Origin of the sequence: Streptomyces sp. NPDC002619, assembly GCF_042889305.1 — a bacterium.
Classification (GTDB): Bacteria; Actinomycetota; Actinomycetes; order Streptomycetales; family Streptomycetaceae; genus Streptomyces.
The window spans coordinates 22,627-46,049 of record NZ_JBIAQV010000022.1 but is presented as its reverse complement, the minus strand read 5'-3'; the positions used below and the strand labels follow the sequence as shown (position 1 = coordinate 46,049).

General features: G+C 70.2%; 20 protein-coding genes, 1 tRNA gene and 1 pseudogene. 8 read left to right on the top strand and 14 right to left on the bottom strand.

Translation table 11 applies throughout. The features are described from left to right. Positions 1-8: 8 nt before the first annotated feature. Positions 9-1,415: an FAD-dependent oxidoreductase gene (locus tag ACFYXB_RS28635; RefSeq protein WP_351355503.1), complete on the bottom strand. Its 1,407-nt coding sequence runs from the start codon at positions 1,413-1,415 to the stop codon at positions 9-11. A gap of 9 nt (positions 1,416-1,424) precedes the next feature. Beyond that, the gene (locus ACFYXB_RS28630; protein WP_389587198.1) at positions 1,425-2,090 is read right to left on the bottom strand and encodes a rhomboid-like protein; all 666 of its coding nucleotides are present in this window, start codon (positions 2,088-2,090) and stop codon (positions 1,425-1,427) included. Positions 2,091-2,100: 10 nt separating this feature from the next. Between ACFYXB_RS28630 and ACFYXB_RS28625 the strand changes: the two genes are divergently transcribed. From ACFYXB_RS28625 to ACFYXB_RS28615, 3 genes are all read left to right on the top strand, one after another. Then, positions 2,101-2,991 (top strand): aminoglycoside phosphotransferase family protein, encoded by an 891-nt coding sequence (locus tag ACFYXB_RS28625; protein WP_389587197.1) that lies wholly within the window; start codon positions 2,101-2,103, stop codon positions 2,989-2,991. 60 nt (positions 2,992-3,051) lie between these two features. Further along, positions 3,052-4,176 (top strand): nitrous oxide reductase family maturation protein NosD, encoded by a 1,125-nt coding sequence (locus ACFYXB_RS28620; RefSeq protein ID WP_389587195.1) that lies wholly within the window; start codon positions 3,052-3,054, stop codon positions 4,174-4,176. A gap of 96 nt (positions 4,177-4,272) precedes the next feature. Next, positions 4,273-5,268: a methyltransferase gene (locus tag ACFYXB_RS28615; RefSeq protein ID WP_389587333.1), complete on the top strand. Its 996-nt coding sequence runs from the start codon at positions 4,273-4,275 to the stop codon at positions 5,266-5,268. An 86-nt stretch (positions 5,269-5,354) separates the two neighbouring features. Here the strand turns inward: ACFYXB_RS28615 and ACFYXB_RS28610 are convergent, their stop codons facing one another. The 7 genes from ACFYXB_RS28610 to ACFYXB_RS28580 form a co-directional block, all read right to left on the bottom strand. Then, positions 5,355-5,678, bottom strand: a complete 324-nt coding sequence (locus ACFYXB_RS28610) for a TcmI family type II polyketide cyclase (RefSeq protein ID WP_351355488.1) — start codon at positions 5,676-5,678, stop codon at positions 5,355-5,357. Between the two features lie 22 nt (positions 5,679-5,700). Beyond that, the gene (locus tag ACFYXB_RS28605) at positions 5,701-6,180 is read right to left on the bottom strand and encodes an SRPBCC family protein (protein WP_351355485.1); all 480 of its coding nucleotides are present in this window, start codon (positions 6,178-6,180) and stop codon (positions 5,701-5,703) included. Position 6,181: 1 nt separating this feature from the next. Further along, on the bottom strand, positions 6,182-6,439 hold the full coding sequence (locus ACFYXB_RS28600) for an acyl carrier protein (RefSeq protein ID WP_389587192.1): 258 nt from the start codon (positions 6,437-6,439) through the stop codon (positions 6,182-6,184). A gap of 99 nt (positions 6,440-6,538) precedes the next feature. After that, positions 6,539-7,789 carry a beta-ketoacyl synthase N-terminal-like domain-containing protein gene (locus ACFYXB_RS28595; protein ID WP_388505977.1) on the bottom strand — a complete coding sequence of 417 codons (1,251 nt, stop codon included), beginning with the start codon at positions 7,787-7,789 and terminating at the stop codon, positions 6,539-6,541. A gap of 12 nt (positions 7,790-7,801) precedes the next feature. Then, entirely contained in the window at positions 7,802-9,061 is a 1,260-nt protein-coding gene (locus ACFYXB_RS28590; protein ID WP_389587190.1) for a beta-ketoacyl-[acyl-carrier-protein] synthase family protein, read from the bottom strand. Next, positions 9,058-9,528: a cupin domain-containing protein gene (locus tag ACFYXB_RS28585; RefSeq protein WP_389587188.1), complete on the bottom strand. Its 471-nt coding sequence runs from the start codon at positions 9,526-9,528 to the stop codon at positions 9,058-9,060. The genes ACFYXB_RS28590 and ACFYXB_RS28585 overlap by 4 nt, the downstream gene beginning before the upstream one ends. 57 nt (positions 9,529-9,585) lie before the next feature. Then, complete coding sequence (locus tag ACFYXB_RS28580; RefSeq protein WP_389587186.1) at positions 9,586-10,659, bottom strand: SchA/CurD-like domain-containing protein; 1,074 nt, start codon at positions 10,657-10,659, stop codon at positions 9,586-9,588. Positions 10,660-10,870: 211 nt separating this feature from the next. Between ACFYXB_RS28580 and ACFYXB_RS28575 the strand changes: the two genes are divergently transcribed. Beyond that, positions 10,871-12,496 carry an FAD-dependent oxidoreductase gene (locus ACFYXB_RS28575; RefSeq protein WP_389587184.1) on the top strand — a complete coding sequence of 542 codons (1,626 nt, stop codon included), beginning with the start codon at positions 10,871-10,873 and terminating at the stop codon, positions 12,494-12,496. A gap of 69 nt (positions 12,497-12,565) precedes the next feature. Here ACFYXB_RS28575 and ACFYXB_RS28570 read toward each other — a convergent pair whose 3' ends face one another. The 3 genes from ACFYXB_RS28570 to ACFYXB_RS28560 all read right to left on the bottom strand — a co-directional run bounded on the left by ACFYXB_RS28570 (position 12,566) and on the right by ACFYXB_RS28560 (position 15,256). Then, complete coding sequence (locus tag ACFYXB_RS28570) at positions 12,566-13,297, bottom strand: NDP-sugar synthase (RefSeq protein ID WP_389587182.1); 732 nt, start codon at positions 13,295-13,297, stop codon at positions 12,566-12,568. 121 nt (positions 13,298-13,418) lie between these two features. After that, a complete protein-coding gene (locus ACFYXB_RS28565; protein WP_389587180.1) occupies positions 13,419-13,892 on the bottom strand; it encodes a hypothetical protein in 474 nt (157 codons plus the stop codon). A 227-nt stretch (positions 13,893-14,119) separates the two neighbouring features. Continuing rightward, positions 14,120-15,256 carry an ABC transporter ATP-binding protein gene (locus tag ACFYXB_RS28560; RefSeq protein ID WP_389587178.1) on the bottom strand — a complete coding sequence of 379 codons (1,137 nt, stop codon included), beginning with the start codon at positions 15,254-15,256 and terminating at the stop codon, positions 14,120-14,122. Positions 15,257-15,462: 206 nt separating this feature from the next. Here ACFYXB_RS28560 and ACFYXB_RS28555 point away from each other — a divergent pair. Next, positions 15,463-15,536 (top strand) — tRNA-Thr (locus tag ACFYXB_RS28555). Between the two features lie 81 nt (positions 15,537-15,617). On the opposite strand, the gene ACFYXB_RS28550 is transcribed toward ACFYXB_RS28555, so the two are convergent. After that, the gene (locus ACFYXB_RS28550; RefSeq protein ID WP_389587176.1) at positions 15,618-16,769 is read right to left on the bottom strand and encodes a tyrosine-type recombinase/integrase; all 1,152 of its coding nucleotides are present in this window, start codon (positions 16,767-16,769) and stop codon (positions 15,618-15,620) included. 489 nt (positions 16,770-17,258) lie between these two features. Here ACFYXB_RS28550 and ACFYXB_RS28545 point away from each other — a divergent pair, with 489 nt between their 5' ends. Then, on the top strand, positions 17,259-20,432 hold the full coding sequence (locus tag ACFYXB_RS28545; RefSeq protein WP_389587174.1) for a LuxR C-terminal-related transcriptional regulator: 3,174 nt from the start codon (positions 17,259-17,261) through the stop codon (positions 20,430-20,432). A gap of 205 nt (positions 20,433-20,637) precedes the next feature. Then, positions 20,638-21,366: pseudogene (locus tag ACFYXB_RS28540) on the top strand (transposase family protein); the annotation flags it as partial. A 254-nt stretch (positions 21,367-21,620) separates the two neighbouring features. Here the strand turns inward: ACFYXB_RS28540 and ACFYXB_RS28535 are convergent. After that, on the bottom strand, positions 21,621-22,079 hold the full coding sequence (locus tag ACFYXB_RS28535) for a MarR family winged helix-turn-helix transcriptional regulator (protein ID WP_015663146.1): 459 nt from the start codon (positions 22,077-22,079) through the stop codon (positions 21,621-21,623). A gap of 165 nt (positions 22,080-22,244) precedes the next feature. Between ACFYXB_RS28535 and ACFYXB_RS28530 the strand changes: the two genes are divergently transcribed. After that, positions 22,245-23,210 carry an alpha/beta hydrolase gene (locus ACFYXB_RS28530; RefSeq protein WP_389587172.1) on the top strand — a complete coding sequence of 322 codons (966 nt, stop codon included), beginning with the start codon at positions 22,245-22,247 and terminating at the stop codon, positions 23,208-23,210. Positions 23,211-23,423: the final 213 nt, after the last annotated feature.

Here is a 23,423-nt window from a genome sequence, read left to right as displayed (position 1 = left end):
TTTGCCGGTCAGTGCCGCCCCGCCACCCGGTCCGCGATCCGCGCCAGCCGGGACGAGTCGGCGCTGTGGGTGCGGCGCTCGCGCTCGTCGGCGGCGCGGTAGGTGGCGTACATGCCCTGGACGCCCAGCCAGCGCAGCGGCTCGGGCTCCCATTTGCGGACCTTGTGGTCGACCCACGGCAGGTCGGTCAGCTCGGTGCGGCCGCCCTGTCCGGAGTCCTGCTGGACCAGGTCCCGCAGGGTGCGGGCGGCGAGGTTGGTGGTGGCGACGCCGGAGCCGACATAGCCGCCCGCCCAGCCGAGGCCCGTCGAGCGGTCCAGGGTGACGGTCGCGCACCAGTCGCGGGGCACGCCGAGGACGCCGGACCAGGCGTGTTCGACGCGCAGCCCGGCCAGGGACGGGAAGAAGCGGACCAGGATCTCCCGCAGTGCCTCGACGGTCGTCTCCTGGGTGCGGCCGTCGTTGTCGGTGCGCGAGCCGAAGCGGTACGGCACTCCGCGTCCGCCGAGCGCGATACGGCCGTCGGCGGTGCGCTGCGCGTACATGTAGGCGTGCGCCATGTCGCCCAAGGTCTCCCGGCCGTCCCAGCCGACCTGCGCCCACTGCTCGTCGGTGAGCGGCTCGGTGGCGATCATCGAGGAGTTCATGGGCAGCCAGGTGCGCTTCTGGCCCTTGAGCGAGGCGGTGAAGCCCTCGGTGCAGCGCAGGACGTAGGGAGCGCGGACGGTGCCGTACGGGGTGACGGCGTGCTTGGGCCGGATCTCGGTCACCGGTGTCGACTCGTGGATGGTCACGCCGAGCGCCTCCACCGCAGCCGCCAGGCCCTTCACCAGCTTCACCGGGTGCAGCCGGGCGCCGTGCGGGGTCCAGGTGGCGCCGACCGCGTCGGCAACGCGGATCCGCTCGCGCGTCTCGCGGGCGCCGTACAGCTCGCGGTCCTTCTCGCCGTACGACAGCTCGTGCGCGTGGAAGGCCTTCAGCCGCGCCAACTGCGCGGGCGTGGTCGCCACTTCGAGCACCCCGCCGCGGTGGACGTCGGCGTCGATGCCCTCGGCCTCGGTGACGGCGACGACCTCGGCGACGGTGTCGTTCATCGCCTTCTGCAGCCGTACGGCGGCCTCGTGGCCGTGCAGTTTCGCGTACCGGTCGCGGCCCGCGACGCCGTTGTAGAGCCAGCCGCCGTTGCGTCCCGAGGCGCCGTAGCCGCAGAACTTCTGCTCCAGGACGGTGATGCGCAGGAAGGGCGCGGCCGTCTTCAGGTAGTACGCGGTCCACAGTCCCGTGTAGCCGCCGCCGACGATCACGACGTCGGCGGACGCGTCGCCGTCAAGGGGCTCCCGTACGGCCGGGAGACCGTCGTCCGCGTACCAGAAGGAGATGCCACCGTTGACGACACCGCTTGCCGAGCTGCTCATGGCGGGACGTTAACTCCTGAGGGCGGCCAGTGTCTCCTTCGGATTCCATGCTTTTCCGCGGCCTCTGACCAGCGGATAGCAGGCGAGGCCGATCAGTATCGAGACAAAGTGCCCGAAGTCGGTGAAGGTGCGGTCGGTGGCGAGCGGGATGCCGTACAGGGCGAAGACGACCAGCAGGTACGGGTAGCGCCAGGGTGCGGCGATGCGGTAGCCGAGCAGGGCGATGACGCCGGCGAGGGCGTAACTCACGCCGATGTCCAGGGTGTTGACCGCCGAGATCGGGGCCATCCCCTCCCGGATGGCGTTCAGCAGGACGCCCTCGCTCAGCAGCGTCGCGAACACGTGCGCGGACGCGCACACCCCCAGCCAGCGCAGGGTGCCCAGCCAGCGTTCGACCTGAGCGTGGAAAACGGTGTACAGGAAGGCGTACGGCAGCCAGTGTCCGCCGTCGATCCACATCGCGCTGGAGATGAGCACCCGCACGGGGTTTTCGGACAGCTCACGGATGTTGGTCGAGCGCTGCCGCAGGAACTGCTGCTCGAACTCCGGCGACATGTGGTGCAGGGCGACGGTCGTGACGAACAGGACGAGCAGCCAGCCGTACGTTCCCGGGGCGCTGCGGAGGTAGCCCGCCACCGTCCCGAGCCCACGCCGAATCCGGATGACCCCGTTCACACAGGTCAGTATGGTCGGGAAGGTGATCGAGGTGCCTGGCGAACTGGCCGCTTCGCTGGAGAGGTGGAACGGGGCGGCCGGGCGCGCGTTCGCCGCGGACCTGCCCGGGCGGGCCCGGGAGTTCGCCGGTCGGTGGGGGCTGCGGGTCGACGGGCCCGCGATGTACGGCGTGTGCGCGCTGGTCCTTCCGGTGGTCCGGGACGACAACACGCGTGCGGCGCTGAAGCTCCAGCCGCTCGACGAGGAGACCGCGGGCGAGCCGCTCGCGCTGCGCGCCTGGGACGGTGCGGGTGCCGTACGCCTCCTGGAGCACGACGAACCCACCGGCACACTGCTCCTCGAGCGCCTCGACGATACCCGCACGCTCTCCGACGTGCCGGACGCCCGCGAGGCGGTGCGCGTCATCGGCGCGCTGCTGGCCCGGCTGACCGCCGTACCGGCCCCACCGGGACTGCGGACCCTCGACGCCGTCGCGCGGGCGATGCTCGAGCGGGCGCCGGCGGTGCTGGAGCGGGTGGGCGAGGCGGCGGACCGGCGGCTGCTGCGGGACTGTGTGGCCGCGGTGCGCGAGGTCGTGGCCGAGCCCGGCGACCGGCTGCTCCACTGGGACCTGCACTACGCCAACGTCCTCGCCGCCGACCGCGCCGACTGGCTGGCCATAGACCCCAAACCGCTGGCGGGCGACCCCGGTTTCGAACTGCTCCCGGCGCTCGTCAACCGCTACGACCCCGCCGAGACCCGGTGGCGCTTCGACGCCCTGACGGACGCACTGGGCCTGGACCGGGAGCGGGCCAGGGCATGGACGCTGGGGCGGGTACTGCAGAACTGTCTGTGGGAGGCGGAGGCGCACCGTCTGCTGGAAACCGTGCAACTGGAGACCGGGCGCGCGCTGCGCCGGTGACACGCCGCCGGACGGCCCATCCAACTGGCCTTGGAGCTAATCGGACTTACCTTACTCAACATGAAGAAATACCACATTACGTACCTGGCGTGCGCTGCCGCGCTCATCGGTACGGGGCTCGGCGCCACCCCGGCGACCGCCGCCCGCTCGGCCCTGGTGGTCCGCCCCGGGGATTCGATCCAGAAGGCGGTCAACGCCGCCCGGCCCGGAGACACCGTCCTGGTGGCCCCCGGCACCTACCGCGAGAGCGTCACGATCCGCACGCCCTGGGTGACCCTGCGAGGCATGGGCCGCGGCACCGTGATCGAACCGTCCGCCAAGAAGGCCGCCGGCAAGAAGGCCGCGGCCGAGAAGGGCGCCCCGAAGGAAGGCGGCACCAAGAAGGTTCCCAAGTCCTGTGCCGAGGGCGGCAACGGGATCTGCGTCTTCGGTACCAAGAAACGTGACGTCGAGGGCGTCACCGTCGCCAACCTGACCGTGAGGGGCTTCAGCAAGGCAGGCGTGTTCGGCATGGGAACCGACAGGATGACCGTGAGCGGCGTGTACGCCGTGAAGAACGGGGTGTGGGGCATCGCCCAGGAGCGCTCCGTCCGCGGCGTACTCCGCGGCAACTACGCCCGGGAGAACGACGACGCGGGCCTGTTCCTCGCCAACACCATCACGGAGGAGGCCGGCGCCCTGGACACCAAGGGCGCGGTCGTCGAAGGCAACTGGCTGGAGAACAACCGGATCGGCTTCTCCGCCCGGCGGGTGCGCAACCTCACCGTCGCGAACAACTACGTGACGGGCAACTGCGGGGGTGTCTTCGTCGTCGGCGACGAGAACAAGCCGCAGGCCGGCGCCCTGACCGTGCGGGGCAACCGCATCACGAAGAACAACAAGGTCTGCCCGAAGTCCGCCCGGCTGCCCGTCCTGCAGGGCGCCGGCGTCGTCCTGACCGGCGCCGAGGACACCCTGGTGACCCGGAACCTGATCACGGGCAACGCGGGCAAGTCGCCGTTCGCAGGCGGTGTCGTCCTGTTCAAGAGCATGGTGGGCGCCGTCAACACGCGGAACCGGATCAGCTACAACACGCTGAGGAACAACTCCCCGGCCGACCTGGTCAACACCGAGACCGCCAGGCGCAACGGCAACACCTTCACACGCAACGCATGCCGGGTCTCCAAGCCGTCCGGAATGTGCTGACCCCCCCACGCGAAGGAAGGAAGGCGGCACATGACGACCGCATCCGCCCCCAGGCTCTCGGCCCCGGCCGAACAGGGGGAAGCCCCACCACCGTCCATGCGGCTGAGAGAGCTGGTGTTCGGCGCGGCCTGTGCCGCTGCTGTCCGCGCGGCCGCCCGGCTGGGCGTCGCCGACGCCCTCGGCGACTCCCCCACGACCGTGGAGGACCTCGCGGTCGCGGTGAAGACCGACCCGAAGCCGCTGCGCCGGCTGCTGCGCGCCCTGTCCTGTTACGGCGTCTTCACCGAGCGGCCCGACGGCACGTTCGCGCACACGGACATGTCCCGGCTGCTGCGCGAGGACGACCCGAACAGCCTGCGTCACATCTCCCTGTGGTGCACCGAGCCGTGGACCTGGGACGCCTGGCCCAGGCTGGACGAGGCCGTGCGCACCGGCCGGAACGTCGTACAGGACCTGTACGGCAAGGAGTTCTTCGAGTACCTCAACGAGGACGCCCCCGAATCTGCCGACGTCTTCAACCGGGCGATGACCACGTCCAGTGAGCAGTCGGCGCGGGACGTGGCGGCCCTGCTCGACCTGTCCGGCGCAAAGTCCGTCGCGGACATCGGCGGCGGCCAGGGGCATGTGGTGGCGAGCTTGCTCGACAAGTACCCCTCGATGCGCGGCAGTCTGCTCGACCTGCCCCGCGTCGTGGAGAACGCCGTACCGCGGCTGCTCCCGGGCGGCGATCTCGCCGGCCGTGCCCGGATCGTGCCCGGCGACGCCCGGGTGTCCGTGCCGGTCGAAGCCGACGTCTACGTCATCAAGAACATCCTCGAGTGGGACGACGAGTCCACCGCGCGGCTGCTGCGCAACGTCATCGAGGCGGGCGGCCCCGGAACGCGGGTCGTGGTCATCGAGAACCTCGTCGACGACACCCCCTCGATGCGCTTCAGCACGGCCATGGACCTGCTGCTGCTCCTGAACGTCGGCGGTGCCAAGCACACCACCGCCAGCATGACCGGCCGACTGACCGCGGCGGGCCTCGTCATCGACAGCATCGGCCCGGTCAACCCGTATCTGCACGCGTTCGACTGCCACGTCCCCGGGTGACCCGGACGGCCCCCACGGGCCACCGGCCGCCGAACCCGCGATGCTGCGGGTTCGGCGGCCGGTGGCCTGTGGGGGTGTACGACGCCTCAGTCGCGCTCCCAGAGGTAGAAGCGCTGAGCCATCGCGTCCTTCGGAGAACGCCAGGTCTCCGGGTCGTAGGCGCTGACGTACGCCTGCAGGCGCTCGCTGATGCCGCGGAACTCGGGGTGGTTCGTGACCTTGGCGATGGCCGGGCCGGGCTCGCGCTCGGACTCGACGAGGTGCATGTACACATCGCCGAACTGGAACAGGCTGCGCCGCACGACCCCGACGAGGTGCGGGAGTTCACCCCGGTCGGACTCCTCGAAGATCTTGGCGATGTCCGGGGCGGAACCGGGGGCCATGCGGGCGACGATCAGGGCCTGGTGCATCGGATGCGTCCTTCCGTCCCGCTCAGTCGGCCAGGGCCGGCGCGGACCGGCGTCCGGCGGCGGCCTTCTCGATCTTGTCCCGGATCAGGGCCATCTGGACCTTGGAGTTCTTGTTGATGTTGTCGGTCATCCAGTCGTCGTCGACCGGGGCGTCCGGCTTCATCGCGAAGTCCTGCGTCCACACCATGCGGGTGCCGGCGGGGACCTCCTCGTAGTCCCAGCGGATGTCCATGTGGGCGAAGGGACCCGTCTCGACGCGGCGGGCCTTGACGGTGAGCTTCTCGCGGTCCGGCGTCCGTTCCGACACCCAGCTCCAGACGGTGCCGTTCTCGTCGGGGTGCATGGTCAGCCGGAACGTCGTCTTGTTCCCCTCGCGGGAGAGGACCTCGACGGCGGCGTACTCGCTGAACAGCCGCGGCCAGTTCTCCAGGTCGTTGGTCATGTCCCAGACGAGGTCCAGCGGCGCGCCGACGGTGATCTCGTTCTGCGTGTGTCCTGCCATCTCAGGCTCCTGCCATCAGTGTGCTGTTGACGAGGTCGAGGAACTGCCGCGGCGTCTTGCAGCGCTCCGCGTCCGGCGGCATCGGCGTGCCGTGCCGGTTCTCCAGTTCGCCGACGATGCCCAGCAGACCCAGCGAGTCGATGCCGAGGGCGTCGAAGCCGGAGTCGTACCGCTGCTCCAGGTCCTGTGGGGCGACGGTGACCCCGGCGGCCTGCTTCATGAGCCCGGCCAGCTCTTCCACGGTGATCGGAGCACTCATGGGTTCCTCTCCTTTGTTCGGGGACGGTTGCTCAAGGACGGTTTGCTCAAGGACGGTTTGCTCGGGGGCGGTTGCCCGGGGACGGTTGCTCAGGGGTCGTCAGGGTCGGTCCGCGGCGGCGTGCCGCAGCACCAGCGCCGAGTTCGAGCCCATGAGTCCCCGGCTGAGGACCAGCGCGGTGCGCAGCTCGGCAGCGCGGGCGCGGCCGGTCACCAGGTCGAGGTCGTGGCAGACGTCGACCACGTTGGGGGTGGGTGGGATCAGGCCGTGCTCCATCGCGAGCACGGCAGCCGCGGTGTCCAGCACGGGCGCCGCGCAGTAGCCCCGGCCGATGCCGGTCTTCGGCGCCGTGACGGGCACCCGTCTGCCCTGCGCGCCCAGGGCGTCCGCGATGGCCAGTGCCTCGGCGCGGTCCGCCTCCGGCACCCCGAGGGCGTCGGCGAAGACCACGTCGACGTCCTCGGGCGCACAACCGGCCTCGTCCAGGGCGCCGCGGATCGCCTGGGTGAGCCCCTCCCGGGACCGGTCCCAGCGCGAGGCGCCGGTGAACGTCGCCGCGTGCCCCGCGACGAAGGCACGGATGGTCGCGCCGCGTGCCCGGGCCGCGTCGTCCGCCTCGACCACGAGCATGGCGCCGCCCTCGGCCGGCACGAACCCGCAGGCCGCGTCGGTGAAGGGACGGTAGGCCCGGCTCGGGTCGACGACGGTGCTCAGCTCCTCGTAACCGAGCTGGCAGACCATCGAGTACGGGGCCAGCGGCGCCTCCGTCGACCCGGCCACGATCGCGTCGGTGCCGCGCCGCACCGCCCGCGCCGCATGGGCCAGGGCGTCCAGACCGCCGGCCTCGTCGGCGGCGACCACCGAGCAGGGTCCCTTCAGGCCGCGGCGGATGGAGATCTGGCCGGTGGAGGCGGCGTAGAACCAGGCGATGGACTGGTACGGGCCGACGTAGCGGCTGCCCTTGCCCCACAGCCGCTGCAGCTCGCGCTGGCCGAACTCGCCGCCGCCGGACCCTGCCGCGGTGACGACGCCGACGGAGAACGGCGCGGCGTCGGTGTCGGCCCGCCCCAGGCGGGCGTCGTCCAGGGCGAGGTCGGCCGCGGCCATGGCGTAGTGGGTGAACCGGTCGGTCTGGACGAGGAACCGCTCCTCGACCGCGGCGAACGGGTCGAAGGCGCGGACCTCGCCGGCCACCTTCAGGGGGAGCTCCTCGCAGCCCTCGCGGGTGATCCGGTCGAGGACGCTGAGCCCCTCCTGGGTGGCCTTCCAGAAAGTGTCGGTGCTGGTTCCGTTGGGCGCGACCACACCGATACCGGTGACGGCCGCGCGCCGTTCGTGGGCTGCGCTCATCGTGTCCTCTCGCTACTCCCTGGGACGGGTCAGGATCACCGCGGACTGGAAGCCGCCGAACCCGCTGCCCACCGAGAGCACGCTGTTCAGCTTGCGCTCGCGGGCGACGCGCGGGACGTAGTCCAGGTCGCACTCGGGGTCGGGGGTCTCATAGTTGGCGGTCGGCGGTATGACCTGCTTGGCCAGGGCCAGCACGCAGGCCACGACCTCGATCGCGCCGATCGCCCCGAGGGAGTGCCCCACCATGGACTTGATGGAGCTCATGGGCGTGTCGTAGGCGTGCTGTCCCAGGGCCCGCTTCACGGCGGCCGTCTCGTGGCGGTCGTTCTGCCGCGTGCCGGAGCCGTGGGCGTTGACGTAGTCGATGGCCGTCGGGTCGAGCCGGGAGTGGTCGAGGGCGACCTCGATCGCCCGGGCCATCTCCAGGCCCTCGCTGGTCAGGCCGGTCATGTGGTAGGCGTTGCCGTAGGTGGCGTAGCCGCTGAGCTCGCAGTAGACGTGCGCGCCGCGGGCCCTCGCGTGTTCCAGTTCCTCCAGGACGAGCACCGCGCCGCCCTCGCCCATGACGAACCCGTCACGGTTGTTGTCGAAGGGCCGGGAGGCGTGCGCGGGATCGTCGTTGTTGGGGGACGTGGCCTTGATCGCGTCGAAGCAGGCCATGGTGATCGGGGAGATCGGCGAGTCCGACGCGCCGGTTATGCAGACGTCGGCCCGGCCCTCCTCGACGGTGTGGAAGGCGTATCCGACGGCGTCGAGTCCGGAGGTGCAGCCCGTGGAGACGGTCTGCACCGGCCCCTGCGCGCCGAAACGTTCCGCCACCGCGGAGGCCAGCGTGCTCGGCGAGAACGCCCGGTGCAGCTGCGGATCCGCCCGCTCGTGATCCACGTCCCAGCGCTGCCCGCCATGGCTCACCAGGACGTAGTCGCGCTCGAGACGGGTGGTCCCACCCACCGCGCTGCCCAGGGACACCCCGACCCGCCACGGATCCTCCAGGGCCAGGTCGAGCCCGGAGTCCCGGACCGCCTCGTCCCCGGCGACCATGGCGAACTGGATGTACCGGTCCGCCCGCTCGACCTGCTCCGCGTCCAGCCCGTAGGCCTCCGGATCGAAATCGCACTCCGCCGCGATCCGCGAGCGCAGCCCCACCGGGTCGAAGAGCGTGATGCCCCGCGTCGCCGTACGGCCGCCGACCAGCAGATCCCAGAACGCCGGAGCACCGATCCCGCCCGGGGCCACGATGCCTATGCCGGTGACCGCCACCCGCCGGGTCATGAAGGAACCTGCCCTCGGCCGGCCACGTGCGAGGCGCCGGCTCCCGCCGCCTCCGTCACCACGGCGGCGGCGCCGATGACGTCCGTCTCCTCCGTGTCCACGTGCCCCAGCTGCGGGCGCGGCGCCAGCGGACCCAGATGGAAGACGATCCGCGCCTCCACCTCGCCCACATTGCGGAACCGGTGGCGGACATGAGCCGGGATCATCAGCCCCTGCTCGGGCCGCAGCGGCGATGCCTCGCCGTCCAGGTCGACCTCCAGCCGGCCGCAGACGACATACACGAACTCCTCGGAGTACGGGTGGTAGTGCTCTCCGATGCGCTCACCGGGCTGCACGATGGCCACGCCCATGAAACCGCTGGTGGAGCCCACCGTGGCCGGGGTGAGCATGGCGCGCAGATCGCCGCCGCGCCTGACGTTGGGCTCGACCTCACTCAGGTCGACGATTCTCGGACGGGGTTTGATCACGACGTTCCTCCGTATATGTGCTGCGTCGAGACGATGGACGTGGCCGCAGGCAGCCGTTCAGGCGTCCGGCGAACGACGGTCGGTGATGAGGTCCATGCGGACGGCGCCGCCGTACAGGAGCGACTTCAGCTCGGCACCCGCCGCCGACTCCGGCAGGACATCCACGCTGCGCCCCGCACGCACGTCGACCAGCCGTACGACGACGTCGTCACGCTGGAAGATCGTGCTGCGCAGCACCGGAGCATCGGCGACCTCCACCGCCGTCTCGTCGACCTGTGCCAGCAGCTCCGCCAGCCGCATCCCCTGCCCCGGCTTGGCCGGGTAGTACAGCGCGGACCGCTCACCCTCCGACAGCTCGTCCGACATCACGTGATGCACCGCCGGCAGTGCTGCCCGGGTGAAGAACACCCGCGCCGACGCCTGGTCGTTGAGATCCCGGTCCTGCTCCAGATACGGGTTGATGGCCTCCTCGACCGCCCGCACCTCCGGCTGCTGCGCAACGTGCCTCAGTGCCGAGAGCAGATCCCCGCGCACCTCGATCGCCCGCACCACCCGGTTGCCGTGCATGAACAGCGACGTGCGGCACAGCCGCGTCGTGTCGTCCACCTGCGCCTCGGGCGACGCGTAGTTCGAGAGCAGCTTCGCGACCTCCCGCTCGCTGCCCGGCTTCACTGTGAACGTCAGCGCGTGCCGGATCACACCGTCACCGATCCGCGGCGACGTCTGCAGTCGGTGCGGCTGGGACTGCCCGGCAGCGGTGCCGGTCTCACGCACCACGTGGAAACGCAGCGAACGGGTGTTCCGGACGCAGCTGTGCAGCGGCTGCACCATCTGCACGTGCTCCTCGCTGTTCACCCACGCGAGGAACGGCGGAGCGCTCTCCCACTCGCTGGTGATGAGCCATTGGGATGGATTCTCGATGGACTGGCAGAGTTGATCGCTGACATGGCCCGGAACCGCCGCAACCTGACTGCACAGTTGCTCGTATGCCTCCAGGAACTGCTGCTGGGCTCCGTCGTACACGTCGACCAGCAGGACGACCCGGAGGCTGGAGCCGTCGAACACGGACTGGGAGACTTTCGACACCTGCCGTGTCAGCGCTTCTGAAACACGTTCAGACGTAGTGGTCATCTCGCGGACATCTCCTTCACGGGGTCCTTGGCGGGGCAGAGGCGGACGCCGGCCGCGGGTGACGCGACGTCAGCGTGCCTTGATCCTGTGCCGCTCCCCACCAGTGCGCGACTCGTATGAACCACGTGGGTGACTGGGCACCAGGAGCCGCTCGCAAAGGGCAAGGAAGTCACCAGCCCCCATACACGTACCTCTGCACCTGGAGGCATCGATGCGCCAAAAGGCCGACCACCGGATTCCCGTCCTCATCGTGGGCGGCTCTCTGGTGGGCCTGTCCATGTCCCTCTTCCTGGGCCGGCTCGGCGTACGCCACATGCTCGTCGAGCGGCACTCCGGGACCTCACATCACCCGCGCGGACGCGGCAACAACGTCCGAACGATGGAACTCTTCCGCGTGGCGGGCATCGAGCAGGACATCAGGGCCGCCGCCTCGCTCCTCGCCGACAACCACGGCATCCTGCAGACCCCGACACTCGTCGGCGACGCCGGAGAATGGCTGTTCAAGCACATCGACCCGGGCGGCGGGCTCGCCAGGCTCAGCCCCAGCGGCTGGTGCCTGTGCAGCCAGAACGACCTCGAACCCGTACTCCTCGACAGCGCCCGCCAGCTCGGCGGCCACCTGCGCTACTACCACGAACTGGAGTCGTTCGAGCAGAGCGCCGGCAAGGTGACCGCCTACGTCCGCAACCGCGAGACCGACGAGCTGTACACCGTCCGCGCCGACTACCTCGTCGCCGCCGACGGCCCCCGCAGCCCCGTCCGCGACCGGCTCGGCATCACGCAGAGCGGCCCCGGCGAACTCTTCGCCAACGTCAGCGTCACCTTCCGCTCCAAGCTGCTCGCCGACGTCGTGGGCGAGCGCCGCTTCATCTGCTGCTACCTCACCGACGAGGAAGCCGACGGCGCCCTCCTGCCCGTCGACAACCAGGAACGCTGGGTCTTCCACGTCCCCTGGCACCCCGAGCACGGCGAAACCCTCGCCGAGTTCACCGAGGAACGCCTCGGGCGCCATATCCGCCGAGCCGTCGGCGCCCCCGACCTCGACATCGAAGTCACCGGCAAGGCCTCCTGGCGCGCCGCCGAACGGGTCGCCGACCGCTACGGCCACGGCCGCGTCCTCCTCGCCGGCGACTCCGCCCACGAGATGTCCCCCACCGGCGCGTTCGGCTCCAACACCGGTATCCAGGACGCCCACAACCTCGCCTGGAAACTCGCCGCGGTCCTGGAGGGCTGGGCAGGCCCCGGCCTCTTGGAGACGTACGGCGCCGAGCGCCGCCCGGTCGCCCTCACCACCAGCGCCCGCGCCTCCGCCCGCTCCGTCGAACACAGCCACCCCGGCTTCGCCCCCGCGCCCGGCGTCGGCGGCGGCAGGCGCGGCGGCATCCTCAACGTCGTCCTCGGCTACCGCTACCCCGAGGGCGCCGTCATCGGCGCCGACCGCGAGCAGCCCGTGGTTCCCGAGACCCTGCGCCTCACGGGCGACCCGGGCACCCGTGCCCCGCACCAGTGGCTACGGCGCGGCGCCAAGCGCCTGTCCACCCTCGACCTGTACGAACGCTCGCTGGTCCTGCTCACCGACGCCCGCAGCGACGCGGGCTGGCACGAGGCGGCCCGCCGCATCGCCGACACCGACGTCGTACACCTCGCCCCCTACCGCATCGGCACCGACCTCACCCCGGACGACGACACCGACTGGGCCACGGCGCACGGCACGACACCCGACGGCGCCGTCCTCGTCCGCCCGGACGGCTACGTGGCCTGGCGCGCGTCCGGGGCCGTACGGGACCCGGAACCGACACTGCGCAAGGTCCTGGCGACGCTGCTGTGCAAGGGCTGAACGGGGTCCTGGCACGAGAAGGCCACCCGCGCCGGCCGGTGCGGGTGGCCTTCTCTCGGTCGATGTGCCCTAGCGGCCCAGCGCTGCCAGTTCCTTGGCCGCCTCCGTCAGGTCCTTGGCCGTGTCGATGGCCCGCCAGTACGCCCCGTGCGGGATCGGGAAGCCGGCGAGCCGCAGCTCCCGCGCCAGATGCGGGAACGTGGTGCGCTCATGGTCACCGCGCTCCGGGAGCAGGTCGGCGAACTCGGGCGAGAAGACGTACACACCCGCGTTGATCTCGAAGGCCGACGGCGGGGACTCGATGAAGTCCGTGATGTGACCGAACCCGTCGGTCTGCACGGCACCCCACGGAATGCGCGGACGCGCCAGCGCGAGGGTGGCGACCGCGTCGCGCTCGGCGTGGAAGTCCGCCATCTCCCGAAGCGAGAAGCGGGTCCAGATGTCGCCGTTGGTGGCGTACCAGGGCCGCTCCGGGTGGGGCAGGTGGGCGGCCGCGTACTTCAGACCACCGCCGCGGCCGAGGGGCTCCGTCTCCACGACCGTGGTGACGCGGACGGGCAGGTCGGCCGTCTCCAGCCACTTCTGCAGCACCTCGGCGAGGTGGCCGCACGAGACCACGACGTCCGTCACGCCTTCTTCGGCGAGCCAGGTCAACTGGTGGCCGATGATCGGGGTGCCCGTACCGGGGATCTCGACCATCGGCTTGGGACGGTCGTCGGTGTACGGGCGCAGCCGGGAGCCCTGGCCACCGGCCAGGACGACGGCTTGAGTGGGGCGCGACGCGGCGTTCGGATCGGTCATGACCGAACTGTACGTGGCGCCCCGCTCGAGGCTTTCGCCTGCAACCGTTCCTTAATCTGGCGTAACCCTCTTCCCACCCGGCAGCCGCTCGCCGGCCGGTTCGGGGACGGTCCGGGGGCGGTCAGCTGTGGGCTGCCAGGACACCGGAGGCGAAGGACGTGTCGCACACGGGGCGCGCGTACGACTGGGCGCGCGAGGCGCCGTACAGGCGGACCGCGGCGCGGCCCAGGGACTTGGCGATGGCGGTGCAGTGCTTCGCCAGCTCCGGGTGACCGTTGACGGCCTGCTGGAGGTGGGTGAGGGCCGCGCCCGGGTTCTTCTCCTGGAGCTCGGCCAGCAGCTGGTCGCGCAGCACGTCCTGCGGGGCGCGGGTGACCGGCCGCGAGGAGACGGCGTTCGACGAGCCGACCGCCGACGAGACGTCCGAGGCGGCGAGCACCGAGTCCGCGGGGCTCCCCGACCAGTTGACCCGGGTGACCGCGAGGGTCCCGGAGAGCACCAGGACGACGGGCAGGACGAGGGCGAGGGTGCGGCCGATCCGGCGGGCAGGGCCCCGGCGGCTGGGTTGCGTCTGTTGGGTGGTGGAGTGCTTCACGCGTGTGAGAGTAGCGCCCGGTGATGATTTGGCGACATTTAGTCACTAGTTCGAGGGACGAGGGGCTCCATTTCTTGGGTACGGCGTTGACGCACGCCACTCGAAATGGCCGGACTTGCCGGGTACTTGTCGACAACGAAACGGGCCCCGCAGTGGTTTGCGGGGCCCGTTTCGTCAGCCTGGGTGAATTACCCGGGGTTGTTCCACACGATGTGGATCACGTCGGATCAGTCGGAGAGGCGCTCGCCCGTGGAGGTCGAGAACACGTGGGTCTCGCCCGCCCGCGGCACGACGTGCAGCTGGGAGCCCTTGTCCGGCACCCGGCGGCCGTCCACGCGGACGACGAGGTCCTTGGTCTCGCTGCCGACCTCGACGGTGCCGTAGACGTAAGCGTCGGCGCCGAGCTCCTCGACGACGTTCACCAGGACGGCGAGACCGGCCGGGGCGTCCTCGGCGTCCTTCGAGAGGGACGCGGCGGCGGAGCCGTCGTGCTCGACGATCTCGAAGTGCTCGGGGCGGACACCGACGGTGACCGTGCGGTCGCCCTTGTCGGCGGCGGCCTTGAGCGCGTCGCGGTTGACGGGCACGACGCTGTTGCCGAACTTCACGCCGCCGTCCGCGATGGGGACCTCGATCAGGTTCATGGCCGGGGAGCCGATGAAGCCGGCGACGAAGAGGTTGGCCGGGCGCTCGTACATGTTCCGCGGCGAGTCCACCTGCTGGAGGATGCCCTTGTCCAGCACGGCCACGCGGTCGCCCATCGTCATGGCCTCGACCTGGTCGTGGGTGACGTAGACGGTGGTGATGCCGAGACGGCGCTGCAGCGACGCGATCTGCGTACGCGTCGAGACACGGAGCTTGGCGTCCAGGTTGGACAGCGGCTCGTCCATGAGGAACACCTGCGGCTCACGCACGATCGCGCGGCCCATGGCGACACGCTGACGCTGACCGCCGGAGAGCGCCTTCGGCTTGCGGTCCAGGTACTCCGTGAGGTCGAGGATCTTCGCGGCCTCCTCGACCTTCTGCCGGATCTCCGCCTTGTTGACACCGGCGATCTTGAGCGCGAAGCCCATGTTGTCGGCGACCGACATGTGCGGGTACAGCGCGTAGTTCTGGAACACCATGGCGATGTCCCGGTCCTTCGGCGGCAGGTGGGTGACGTCACGGTCACCGATGTGGATGGTGCCGGTGTTGACGTCCTCGAGCCCCGCGAGCATCCGCAGCGAGGTGGACTTTCCGCAACCCGACGGGCCGACCAGGACGAGGAACTCGCCGTCCTCGATCTGGATTTCGAGCGAGTCGACGGCGGGCTTCGTGGAACCCGGGTAGATCCGGGTCGCCTTGTCGAACGAGACAGTGGCCATGGAGAGTGGGCCCCCTTCTACCGGCAGGAACGTGCCGGACGATCCGTTGTAGGAAGGTGGTTGGTGTAGTCCACACGAGTAGACTGATCCAGGACGGTACCTGGCGTTCGCCCAACTGTCAGTAGTTGGGGGACTGTGAACTTCGCGGGAATTCTCGACAAGGCGGGCCGGGGACCTGGGTACACTGCTCGGGCGCGCCCGCGCACGCCTCCTTAGCTCAGCTGGTCAGAGCGCCGCTCTTGTAAAGCGAAGGTCGTCGGTTCGAATCCGACAGGGGGCTCCCCTTCCCAGCAGTACCAACGCCCCGGACCATGATCGGTCCGGGGCGTCTGACATCCACGGGTGACATCAACGAGGACGGTCACTCACGCTCGAGGCGGCGCCTGAGCAGACGATCCATGTGGCTGATGGCCTCACGTTGTGTGTCCGATGTCACGTGCGTGTAGACATCCATCGTGATGCTGATCTGGCTGTGACCGAGGATCTCCATCACCACCCGGGGAGCCACGCCGGCCGCCGTGAGAAGCGTGGCGCAGCCGTGCCGGGCGTCGTGCAGACGAATGCGCCGAAGGCCCGCTGCGGCTGTGATGCGGAAGAACGACCGGTTGACGTTCTGCGGGTCGATCGGGCGGCCGGTGCGGGTGGTGAAGACGTACGAGGACGGGGAGAGCTCCACTCCCTTGCGCCGCGCCGCATCCGACTGTCGCATCCGGTGCCAACGGAGCGCCGCAAGGCAGATCAGGGGGAGGGGCAAGGGGCGTGCCCGGCCGCTCTTGGTGGTGTCCTCGTAGAGCTCCCCACCCACACGCTGCACCTGCTTGCTGACCCGCAACACGCGGTGTTCGAGGTCCACATCCGACCAGCGAAGCCCCAGGATCTCGCCGCGCCGCAGGCCCATGGAGACCGCCAGGACGAAGGCGGCGTACAGCGGGTCGCGGCGCGCCTGCTCCAGGAACGCCAGCGTCTCGTCCAGGTTCCACGGAGACAGGTCGCGACGGGGCACCTTCGGGGCCTCCACGAGCGAGGCGGCGTTCCGCGTCACCAGCTCCTCACGGCAAGCCGCGGTGAGCGCGGTCCTCAGCACGCGATGTGCCTCTTTGGCCGTGGCCGGGGAGGCGACGCGCGAGACCTCGGCGACGAACGTGCGCACGTGGCGGGGCCCTGGTGTCTCCAGGCTCTTGGAGCCGAGCAGCGGCACGAGGTAGAGGCGCACGTGCATGGCGTACTTGTTGTACGTCGTCCGCTTGCGATTGGGCTTGATGAAGTGGTCCAGCCAGTACGGCAGCCACTCGGCGAGCTTGGCCGACCGGGTGGGTACCGGGATGCCGTTCTCCACCTTGTCGAGCAGTTCACGGCGCTTGGCGTCACACTCAGCCCAGGTCTGGCCGTACGCGAACTTGCGGGCCCGCGTGCCGTCCGGCTGAAGCACGTAGACCGCGCACTGAAAGCGGCCGTCCTTGCGCTTGGTGATCGTGCCCGCACCGTTGGGGTTGCGCTTGCGCTGACTAGCCATCAGGCAGCCTCCTCGATCTGGCCGAGGATGAAGTCCCGGACGGCCTCAGCGGGAACGCGGCGAGCGCCGAAAGGCCGGCGGGGGACGCGCGCCGTGCCGCCGCTGTCACGGATGCGACAGCGTGAGCGGACCACCGCCGAGAGATGGGCTGAGGGGGAGCCGGCTGCTGCCGCGCTGTGGCTGAGCCCGTCGTGGGCGCTCCGCTAGGTGCACCGCCGTGGAGGCTGCAGGATCGTCGCGGCGACCACTGTTCCCGGCCACTATCGTCGGGGTCGATTGCTGTTGCCGGGAACATGGACGGCCGTCCGCCACGGCAGTGATGATTTTCCTCGCCGTAAAGCGGGCGCTCGGCCACGTTGGGACCATACGCCTCCAAACGTGCCGCTGTACGTCTTCGTTCCTGTGCTGTTCGTGGGCAGTGGGCGTGCCGCAGGCTAATTCAATTCAGCGACAACGTTGTCTGACTTTCCTTGCCGTGGAGGCCTGGCAATGTTGCGTGACTCCGCCTGTCCGCCGGCACCGCGGGGGAAGCGAAACTCGCTCCTGCTCCGCTGCGGCAGGGGCCGCGGACGTCTCAGGGCCGAGACGGTCGACGGCCGTGCGGGCCACGGGTCGACCGTCCACGAGAACCGTGCGGAAGGTGAGCGCTGGGATCGCCGGCGCCGCCGAGCCCGGTGGCCGGGCGTGGGGCCGGTTACGAGCCGGGCGTTGGTTGTCGCAGATCGAACGAGCATCAAAGGGAAGTCGTCCTTGCAATTCCAGCAGAGCTTTTCCGGCGAACACCATCATGATGAGCGGCTTGTAACCGCACGGCCCGGAGTGGACCTAGGGGGGCGCTCGGCCGAGCTGGAACTGATGGATTCGCTGTTCGTCACACCTGATCGGAGCGGCCCTGGCCTTCTGCTGCGCGGCGCCCCGGGGGTGGGAAAGACGGCACTGCTGGATACCGCCGCGGTACGGGCCGCAGACGTCGGAATGCGGGTATTGCGCGCCTCAGCCGTGGAGTTCGAGGCCGAGATGAGCTTCTCGGCGCTGCACCAGATGCTCTACCCGCTGCGGCATCACGCCGACCGGCTCGCCGTCCACCATCGCGATGTCCTTGACCGGATCTTCGGTCTCGCGTGGGGGCCGTCGCTGGACCCGCTGGCCGCCTCGGCGGCGGTACTCGCCCTGCTGGGCGAGGTCTGTGTCGAGCGTCCGCTGCTGCTGATCGCCGACGACGTGCCGTGGATCGATTGCGCCAGCGCGACCGTGCTGGGGTTCGTCGTCCGCAGGATCAGCGACGATCCGATCGTCTTCCTGGCCGCCATGCGGACCGGGGCGTCCGGTTTCTGGGACCAACTCCAGCTACCCGTGCGCGAGATCGGGCCGCTGGCCGCGCAGGCGGCAGCCGAGCTGCTGGACGCTCGATGGCCCGGGCTGGGGCCATCGGTACGGCGGCGGGTGCTGGCCGAGGCTGCGGGCAACCCGCTCGCGCTGCGGGAGCTGCCGGCGGCGCTGACCAGCCGACAGCGCTCGGGCCGAGACCCCCTGCCCGCGCTCCTGCCCCTTCCCGAGCGGCTGCAGGCGGCCTTCGCCCCGGCCATCGAAAGGCTGCCCGCACCGACCCGAAAGGTGCTGCTCCTGGCCGCACTGGACGCCGACGCCAGCCTGACCACAATACGCAAGGCCGCGCCAGACTCTCCGGCCGTCGACAACCTCACCCCGGCGCAGGAAGCGGACCTGGTACATGTCGATGCGGCCGACGGTGGCGTGTCATTTCGCCATCCGCTGATCCGCGCCGCGATCGTGCACCTGACACCGCCGGGTGAACGTCGGGCCGCGCACCAGGCCCTGGCCGCGGCCCTGACCGGCGAACCGTACCGGCGGGCGTTGCACCTGGCCGAGGCCGCGACCGGACCGGACGAGGCGGTGGCCCGGACGCTGGACGAAGCAGCCCTGTCCACCTGGCGGCGCGGCGACCCGTCCAGCGCCGCGGCCCGGGCGTCGGACGAGGCGGCCGTCTCCGACCGGCGGCGCGTCGGTGCATCCGCCGCGGTGACCACGCTCATACGGGCGGGTGAACTCAGCCCGCACCCGGGCGACCGGTCCCGCCGACTGGTCGAGGCCGCCTACCTCGCCAACATCACCGGCCAACTCGATCAAGTTCAACGCTTGTTGGCTGACGCCGGGCAGGCACCGGACACCCCGACCGGGCTGGTCTTCGCCGCCACGGCCCACTTCCTCACCAACAATGAGGGCGATGTCGATGCCGCCCACCGGCTCCTGGCCCGGGCGCTCGACGACGTCGCCGACACCAGCAAGCCCACCGACAACTGGGACTCCTACGGGATCCTGTACGCGCTGCTGCACGTCGGCTTCTATGTCGCCCGGCCGCAGCCGTGGGAGCTTCTCAACACCGCAATGGCCCGGTTCGAATCGGAGGCGGTAACCCCGTTTCGGCTGTGCTACGACGCGTTCGTCGATGGCGTCCGCACCGCTGCCACGGTCCGGGAAGGTCTTGACGACGCCTTCGCGGCACTGCCCGCCGACGCGGCACCCTGGCAGCTCACGCCCCTGGTCGCCGCGGCCTGCGCGACGGACGTCCTGTCCGATTACCGCCACCTGGTCCGCAGCATGATCGAACGGGAACGCGACCGCGGCGCGATCGCCCTCATCATTCACGGGTTGCTGTCGCTCAGCAGCGACTCCTGGGCCCGCGGGCGGTGGGACGAGGCCGAGAGCCTGGCGCGGGAAGGGCTGGACCTGGCGACGGTCTACGGCTACCACCTGTTCGAGGGTACGCTTCGGGCCCACCTGGCACTCATCGCCGCCGCCCGCGGCAACGCGGATCTCGCCCGATCCCTGGCCGACGAGCTCACGGCCTGGGCGGTGCCCAGCAGCATCGGGGTGACACAGGTGTACGCCCCGTGGGCTCGCACGCTCGCGGCCCTCAGTCAGGGCGACTACGAGGAGGCCTACGTACAGGCGTCCCGGGTCAACCCGCCCAGCACGCCCAGTCCCGGCATCCCCGGCCGCTGGATGGTGATGGACCTGGTCGAGGCGGCGGTCCGCACCGGTCGCATCGACCAGGCCCGCGCCCATGTCGCCGCCGTTCAACAGGCGGGCATCCACCGCATCTCCCCCCGCACGGCGCTGATGACCGCCGGGGCTGCCGCCTTGGCCGCCGACGACGACGAAGCCGGCGCCCTGTTCGAGGCAGCCCTGTCCCTGCCCGAAGCCGCCAAGTGGCCATGGGAACACGCCCGCATCCAGCTCGCCTACGGACAGTGGCTGCGCCGCACCCGCGCCCCCCGCGCCCGCCTGCACCTGAGCGCCGCCCTGGAAACCTTCGACCGGCTCGGCGCCACAACGATGGCACAGCGGGCCCGCAACGAGCTCCGCGCTACGGGCGTTGTCACCGCCACCGGGCCCGACGCGCCGACAGCCGCGCTGACCGTCCAGGAACGGCAGATCGCCGAACTGGCGGCCATGGGCCTGACCAACAAACAGATCGGCGAACGACTGTTCCTGTCCCACCGCACGGTCGGCTCCCACCTGCACCGGCTCTATCCCAAACTCGGTATCACCTCACGCGCCGCGCTCCGCGCCGCCCTCGAGACGATGGCACCCGGCGACGACGACCAAGACGGCGGGGAATCCCGTTCGCCCTCGCATGACTGAACAGCGCCGAATCGCATGACCAGGTGGTGGTCAACGCACTCATCGTGCTGAAGTGCCGGCGTTCCACCGATCACACCTCGCAATGCCCGCCTCGGCGTCAGCCGGTTGCTGCGGCTGACCATCCAGTCCCCACGCGCGCTGGTGGTTGCTGTACAGCAGCGGAGTACAGCAACCACCAGACACCAAGGTGGCCGCCAAGGTCGGAACCCGCCGCGGGCGCCGCGCCCTGGGCTGCTTCAAGCAGGCCGTGCTGATCCTGCGCTGGTTCATCGACGGCACCCGTCTGTCCCAACTCGCCCGCGACAACGCCCTGTCCACCTCCACCGCCTACCGATACCTGCACGAAGGGCTGACGGTCCTGGCGGCCGGGGCACCGGACCTGGCCACCGCGCTGGAACGGGCGAAGGCGGCCGGCCTGACCCATCTCAATCTGGACGGCACGGTCATCCGCACCGACCGCGTCGCCGCCCCGGGGCCCAACGGGGCAGACCTCTGGTGGTCGGGCAAGCACAAGCATCACGGCGGCAACGTGCAGGTCATCTCCGCCCCGGACGGCTGGCCGATCTGGGTCTCGCCGGTGCGGCCCGGCCGCGAGCACGACACTACCTGCGCCCGCCACCACGGGCTCGTCGATGCTCTGAACCGGCTCGCCGACCAACTGGGCACACTGACCCTGGTCGACCTCGGCTACGAGAACGCCGGAGACGGCTTCCGTCACCCGGTCAAGAAGCCCGCGGGCGGTGAACTCACCGAAGCCCAGCAGACCTTCAACAGGGTCATCCGAGGCATCCACGGGATGTGCGAACGCGCGAACGCCCTGTTCAAGACCACCTTCAAGGCCCTGCGGCGGGTCAGCCTCGATCCCAGCCACATCACCCAGATCGCCGCCGCAGCCCTCGTCCTGCTCCAGCTCGAATACGACCGCACCATCTGAACGATCACACACAGGCATGATCGCTTACCGGGAAAGGCTCAGTGGGTTGAGACTTCGAACGAAGAGGTCGTGCCAGACTCGTGTCAGATGGCACGGGGAACCGCGGGGAACACCGGGGAATCACCTGTTCACCAAGCGTCGATCCCCTTCCACCGCAGGCCAGCATCGCCGAAGTCACCAGCCTGCTCGCGCCCGGCAACAGCAGGCGCTGATAGTGCTGACCGCCTGTGTGCTGGTCGGCTCGCCCGGTGGGGTCAGTTGCGGGTGACGTTCGCGGTGAGCAGGCGGAGCAGGTGTTTGGCGGTGGTGTCCTGCTCGGGGGTCAGGCCCATGGCCTCGCCGATGGCCAGGGGGACGGTGCGGGCCTTCTCGCGGAGATCCGCACCGGCCTGGGTGAGGCGTATGGCGACGGAGCGTTCGTCGTCGGAGCGCCGCTCACGGTGGATCAGGCCGCCGGCTTCCAGACGCTTGAGCAGAGGGGAGAGGGTGCTGGACTCCAACTGGAGCGCGGTGCCCAGCTCGCGGACGGAGACCGAGTCCTGGTCCCACAGCACCAGCATGACCAGGTACTGCGGGTAGGTCAGCCCCAGTTCCTCCAGCAGCGGTCGGTAGCGCGTGGTGACCGACCGCGAAGCAGCGTACAGGGCGAAGCACAGCTGGTCCTGGAGCAGGAGTGAGCCCTGTTCTGCGGCGTGATGCGCGGCCTGGTCCATGACTCCGGTCCTAACGTCGAGTGATCAGCAGACTCCACCCTACATTCCAGGTCCCCGCGACCATATCTTGCTCGATTAAGTTGTGCACAACTTAATCGAGCAGTACTGTTCCTGTTGTACCCGTCGGCCGTCCCGACCGCCGACACGACCCACGAGGAGCACCCCATGTCCGAGACCACCACCAGGCCGGTGCTGGAGCCGGCCGCCGCCGCCTTCGCCGAGGCCACCGCGAACCCGCCGTACCTCTTCGACCTCGGTCCGGCCGAGGGCCGCAAGACCGTCGACGAGGTGCAGTCCGGTGAGATCAGCAAGCCGGAGATCGCCGAGGAATGGGTGACCGTCCAGGGCGGCCCCACCGGATCGGTCCGGGCCCGCATCGTCCGGCCGGCCGACGCCGAGGGGACGCTGCCGGTGATCGTCTACATCCACGGCGCTGGCTGGGTCTTCGGCAACGCCCACACCCACGACCGGCTGGTGCGCGAACTGGCCGTCGGCGCCCGGGCGGCCGTCGTCTTCCCCGAGTACGACCTGTCTCCCGAGGCCCGCTACCCGGTCGCTATCGAGCAGAACTACGCCGTCGCCCAGTGGATCGTCCGCGAGGGCGCGGCCAACGGCCTGGACGCCACCCGGATCGCGGTGGCCGGCGACTCCGTCGGCGGCAACATGTCAGCCGCGCTGACCCTGATGGCCAAGGAGCGCGGCGACGTACCGCTGGTACAGCAGGTGCTGTTCTACCCGGTCACCGACGCGGCCTTCGACACCCCCTCCTACCACCAGTTCGCGGAGGGGTACTTCCTGCGCCGCGACGCCATGCAGTGGTTCTGGGACCAGTACACCACCGACGAGAACCAGCGAGCCGAGATCACCGCCTCACCGCTGCGCGCCACCACCGACCAGCTGCGGGGCCTGCCCCCGGCCCTGGTCATCACCGGCGAGGCCGACGTGCTGCGCGACGAGGGCGAGGCCTACGCGAGCAAGCTCCGCCAGGCCGGTGTCCCGGTCACCGCCGTGCGCTACCAGGGCATCATCCACGACTTCGTCATGCTCAACGCCCTGCGCGACACCCACGCCGCCGAAGCCGCCATCAACCAGGCCGTCGCCACCCTGCGCACGGCCCTCGGCACCGCGTAACCCAGCCATCCCCCAGTCTGCGGCCCGGGCAGTACAGCTGCCCGGGCCGCAGAATCTTCTGCCGCCGAGGCAGGGCCCGCTTCACAACGCCTTGCCATGGCGAAGGTGTGAGTACACGACAACAGTCAGTCGTCCTCGGCGGCGTCCGGATGGCGCAAGGGCCGCATGCCACCGGGCAGCTCCGGCAGCTGGAAGGAGTAGCGGCCTAACAGC

Excerpts from the sequence above, each read along its gene's own strand:
- ACFYXB_RS28635 (WP_351355503.1), bottom strand. The coding sequence starts at position 1,415 with ATGAGCAGCTCGGCAAGCGGTGTCGTCAACGGTGGCATCTCCTTCTGG.
- ACFYXB_RS28625 (WP_389587197.1), top strand. The coding sequence starts at position 2,101 with ATGGTCGGGAAGGTGATCGAGGTGCCTGGCGAACTGGCCGCTTCGCTG.
- ACFYXB_RS28620 (WP_389587195.1), top strand. The coding sequence starts at position 3,052 with ATGAAGAAATACCACATTACGTACCTGGCGTGCGCTGCCGCGCTCATC.
- ACFYXB_RS28615 (WP_389587333.1), top strand. The coding sequence starts at position 4,273 with ATGCGGCTGAGAGAGCTGGTGTTCGGCGCGGCCTGTGCCGCTGCTGTC.
- ACFYXB_RS28610 (WP_351355488.1), bottom strand. The coding sequence starts at position 5,678 with ATGCACCAGGCCCTGATCGTCGCCCGCATGGCCCCCGGTTCCGCCCCG.
- ACFYXB_RS28605 (WP_351355485.1), bottom strand. The coding sequence starts at position 6,180 with ATGGCAGGACACACGCAGAACGAGATCACCGTCGGCGCGCCGCTGGAC.
- ACFYXB_RS28600 (WP_389587192.1), bottom strand. The coding sequence starts at position 6,439 with ATGAGTGCTCCGATCACCGTGGAAGAGCTGGCCGGGCTCATGAAGCAG.
- ACFYXB_RS28595 (WP_388505977.1), bottom strand. The coding sequence starts at position 7,789 with ATGAGCGCAGCCCACGAACGGCGCGCGGCCGTCACCGGTATCGGTGTG.
- ACFYXB_RS28590 (WP_389587190.1), bottom strand. The coding sequence starts at position 9,061 with ATGACCCGGCGGGTGGCGGTCACCGGCATAGGCATCGTGGCCCCGGGC.
- ACFYXB_RS28580 (WP_389587186.1), bottom strand. The coding sequence starts at position 10,659 with ATGACCACTACGTCTGAACGTGTTTCAGAAGCGCTGACACGGCAGGTG.
- ACFYXB_RS28575 (WP_389587184.1), top strand. The coding sequence starts at position 10,871 with ATGCGCCAAAAGGCCGACCACCGGATTCCCGTCCTCATCGTGGGCGGC.
- ACFYXB_RS28570 (WP_389587182.1), bottom strand. The coding sequence starts at position 13,297 with ATGACCGATCCGAACGCCGCGTCGCGCCCCACTCAAGCCGTCGTCCTG.
- ACFYXB_RS28560 (WP_389587178.1), bottom strand. The coding sequence starts at position 15,256 with ATGGCCACTGTCTCGTTCGACAAGGCGACCCGGATCTACCCGGGTTCC.
- ACFYXB_RS28550 (WP_389587176.1), bottom strand. The coding sequence starts at position 16,769 with ATGGCTAGTCAGCGCAAGCGCAACCCCAACGGTGCGGGCACGATCACC.
- ACFYXB_RS28545 (WP_389587174.1), top strand. The coding sequence starts at position 17,259 with ATGTTGCGTGACTCCGCCTGTCCGCCGGCACCGCGGGGGAAGCGAAAC.
- ACFYXB_RS28535 (WP_015663146.1), bottom strand. The coding sequence starts at position 22,079 with ATGGACCAGGCCGCGCATCACGCCGCAGAACAGGGCTCACTCCTGCTC.
- ACFYXB_RS28530 (WP_389587172.1), top strand. The coding sequence starts at position 22,245 with ATGTCCGAGACCACCACCAGGCCGGTGCTGGAGCCGGCCGCCGCCGCC.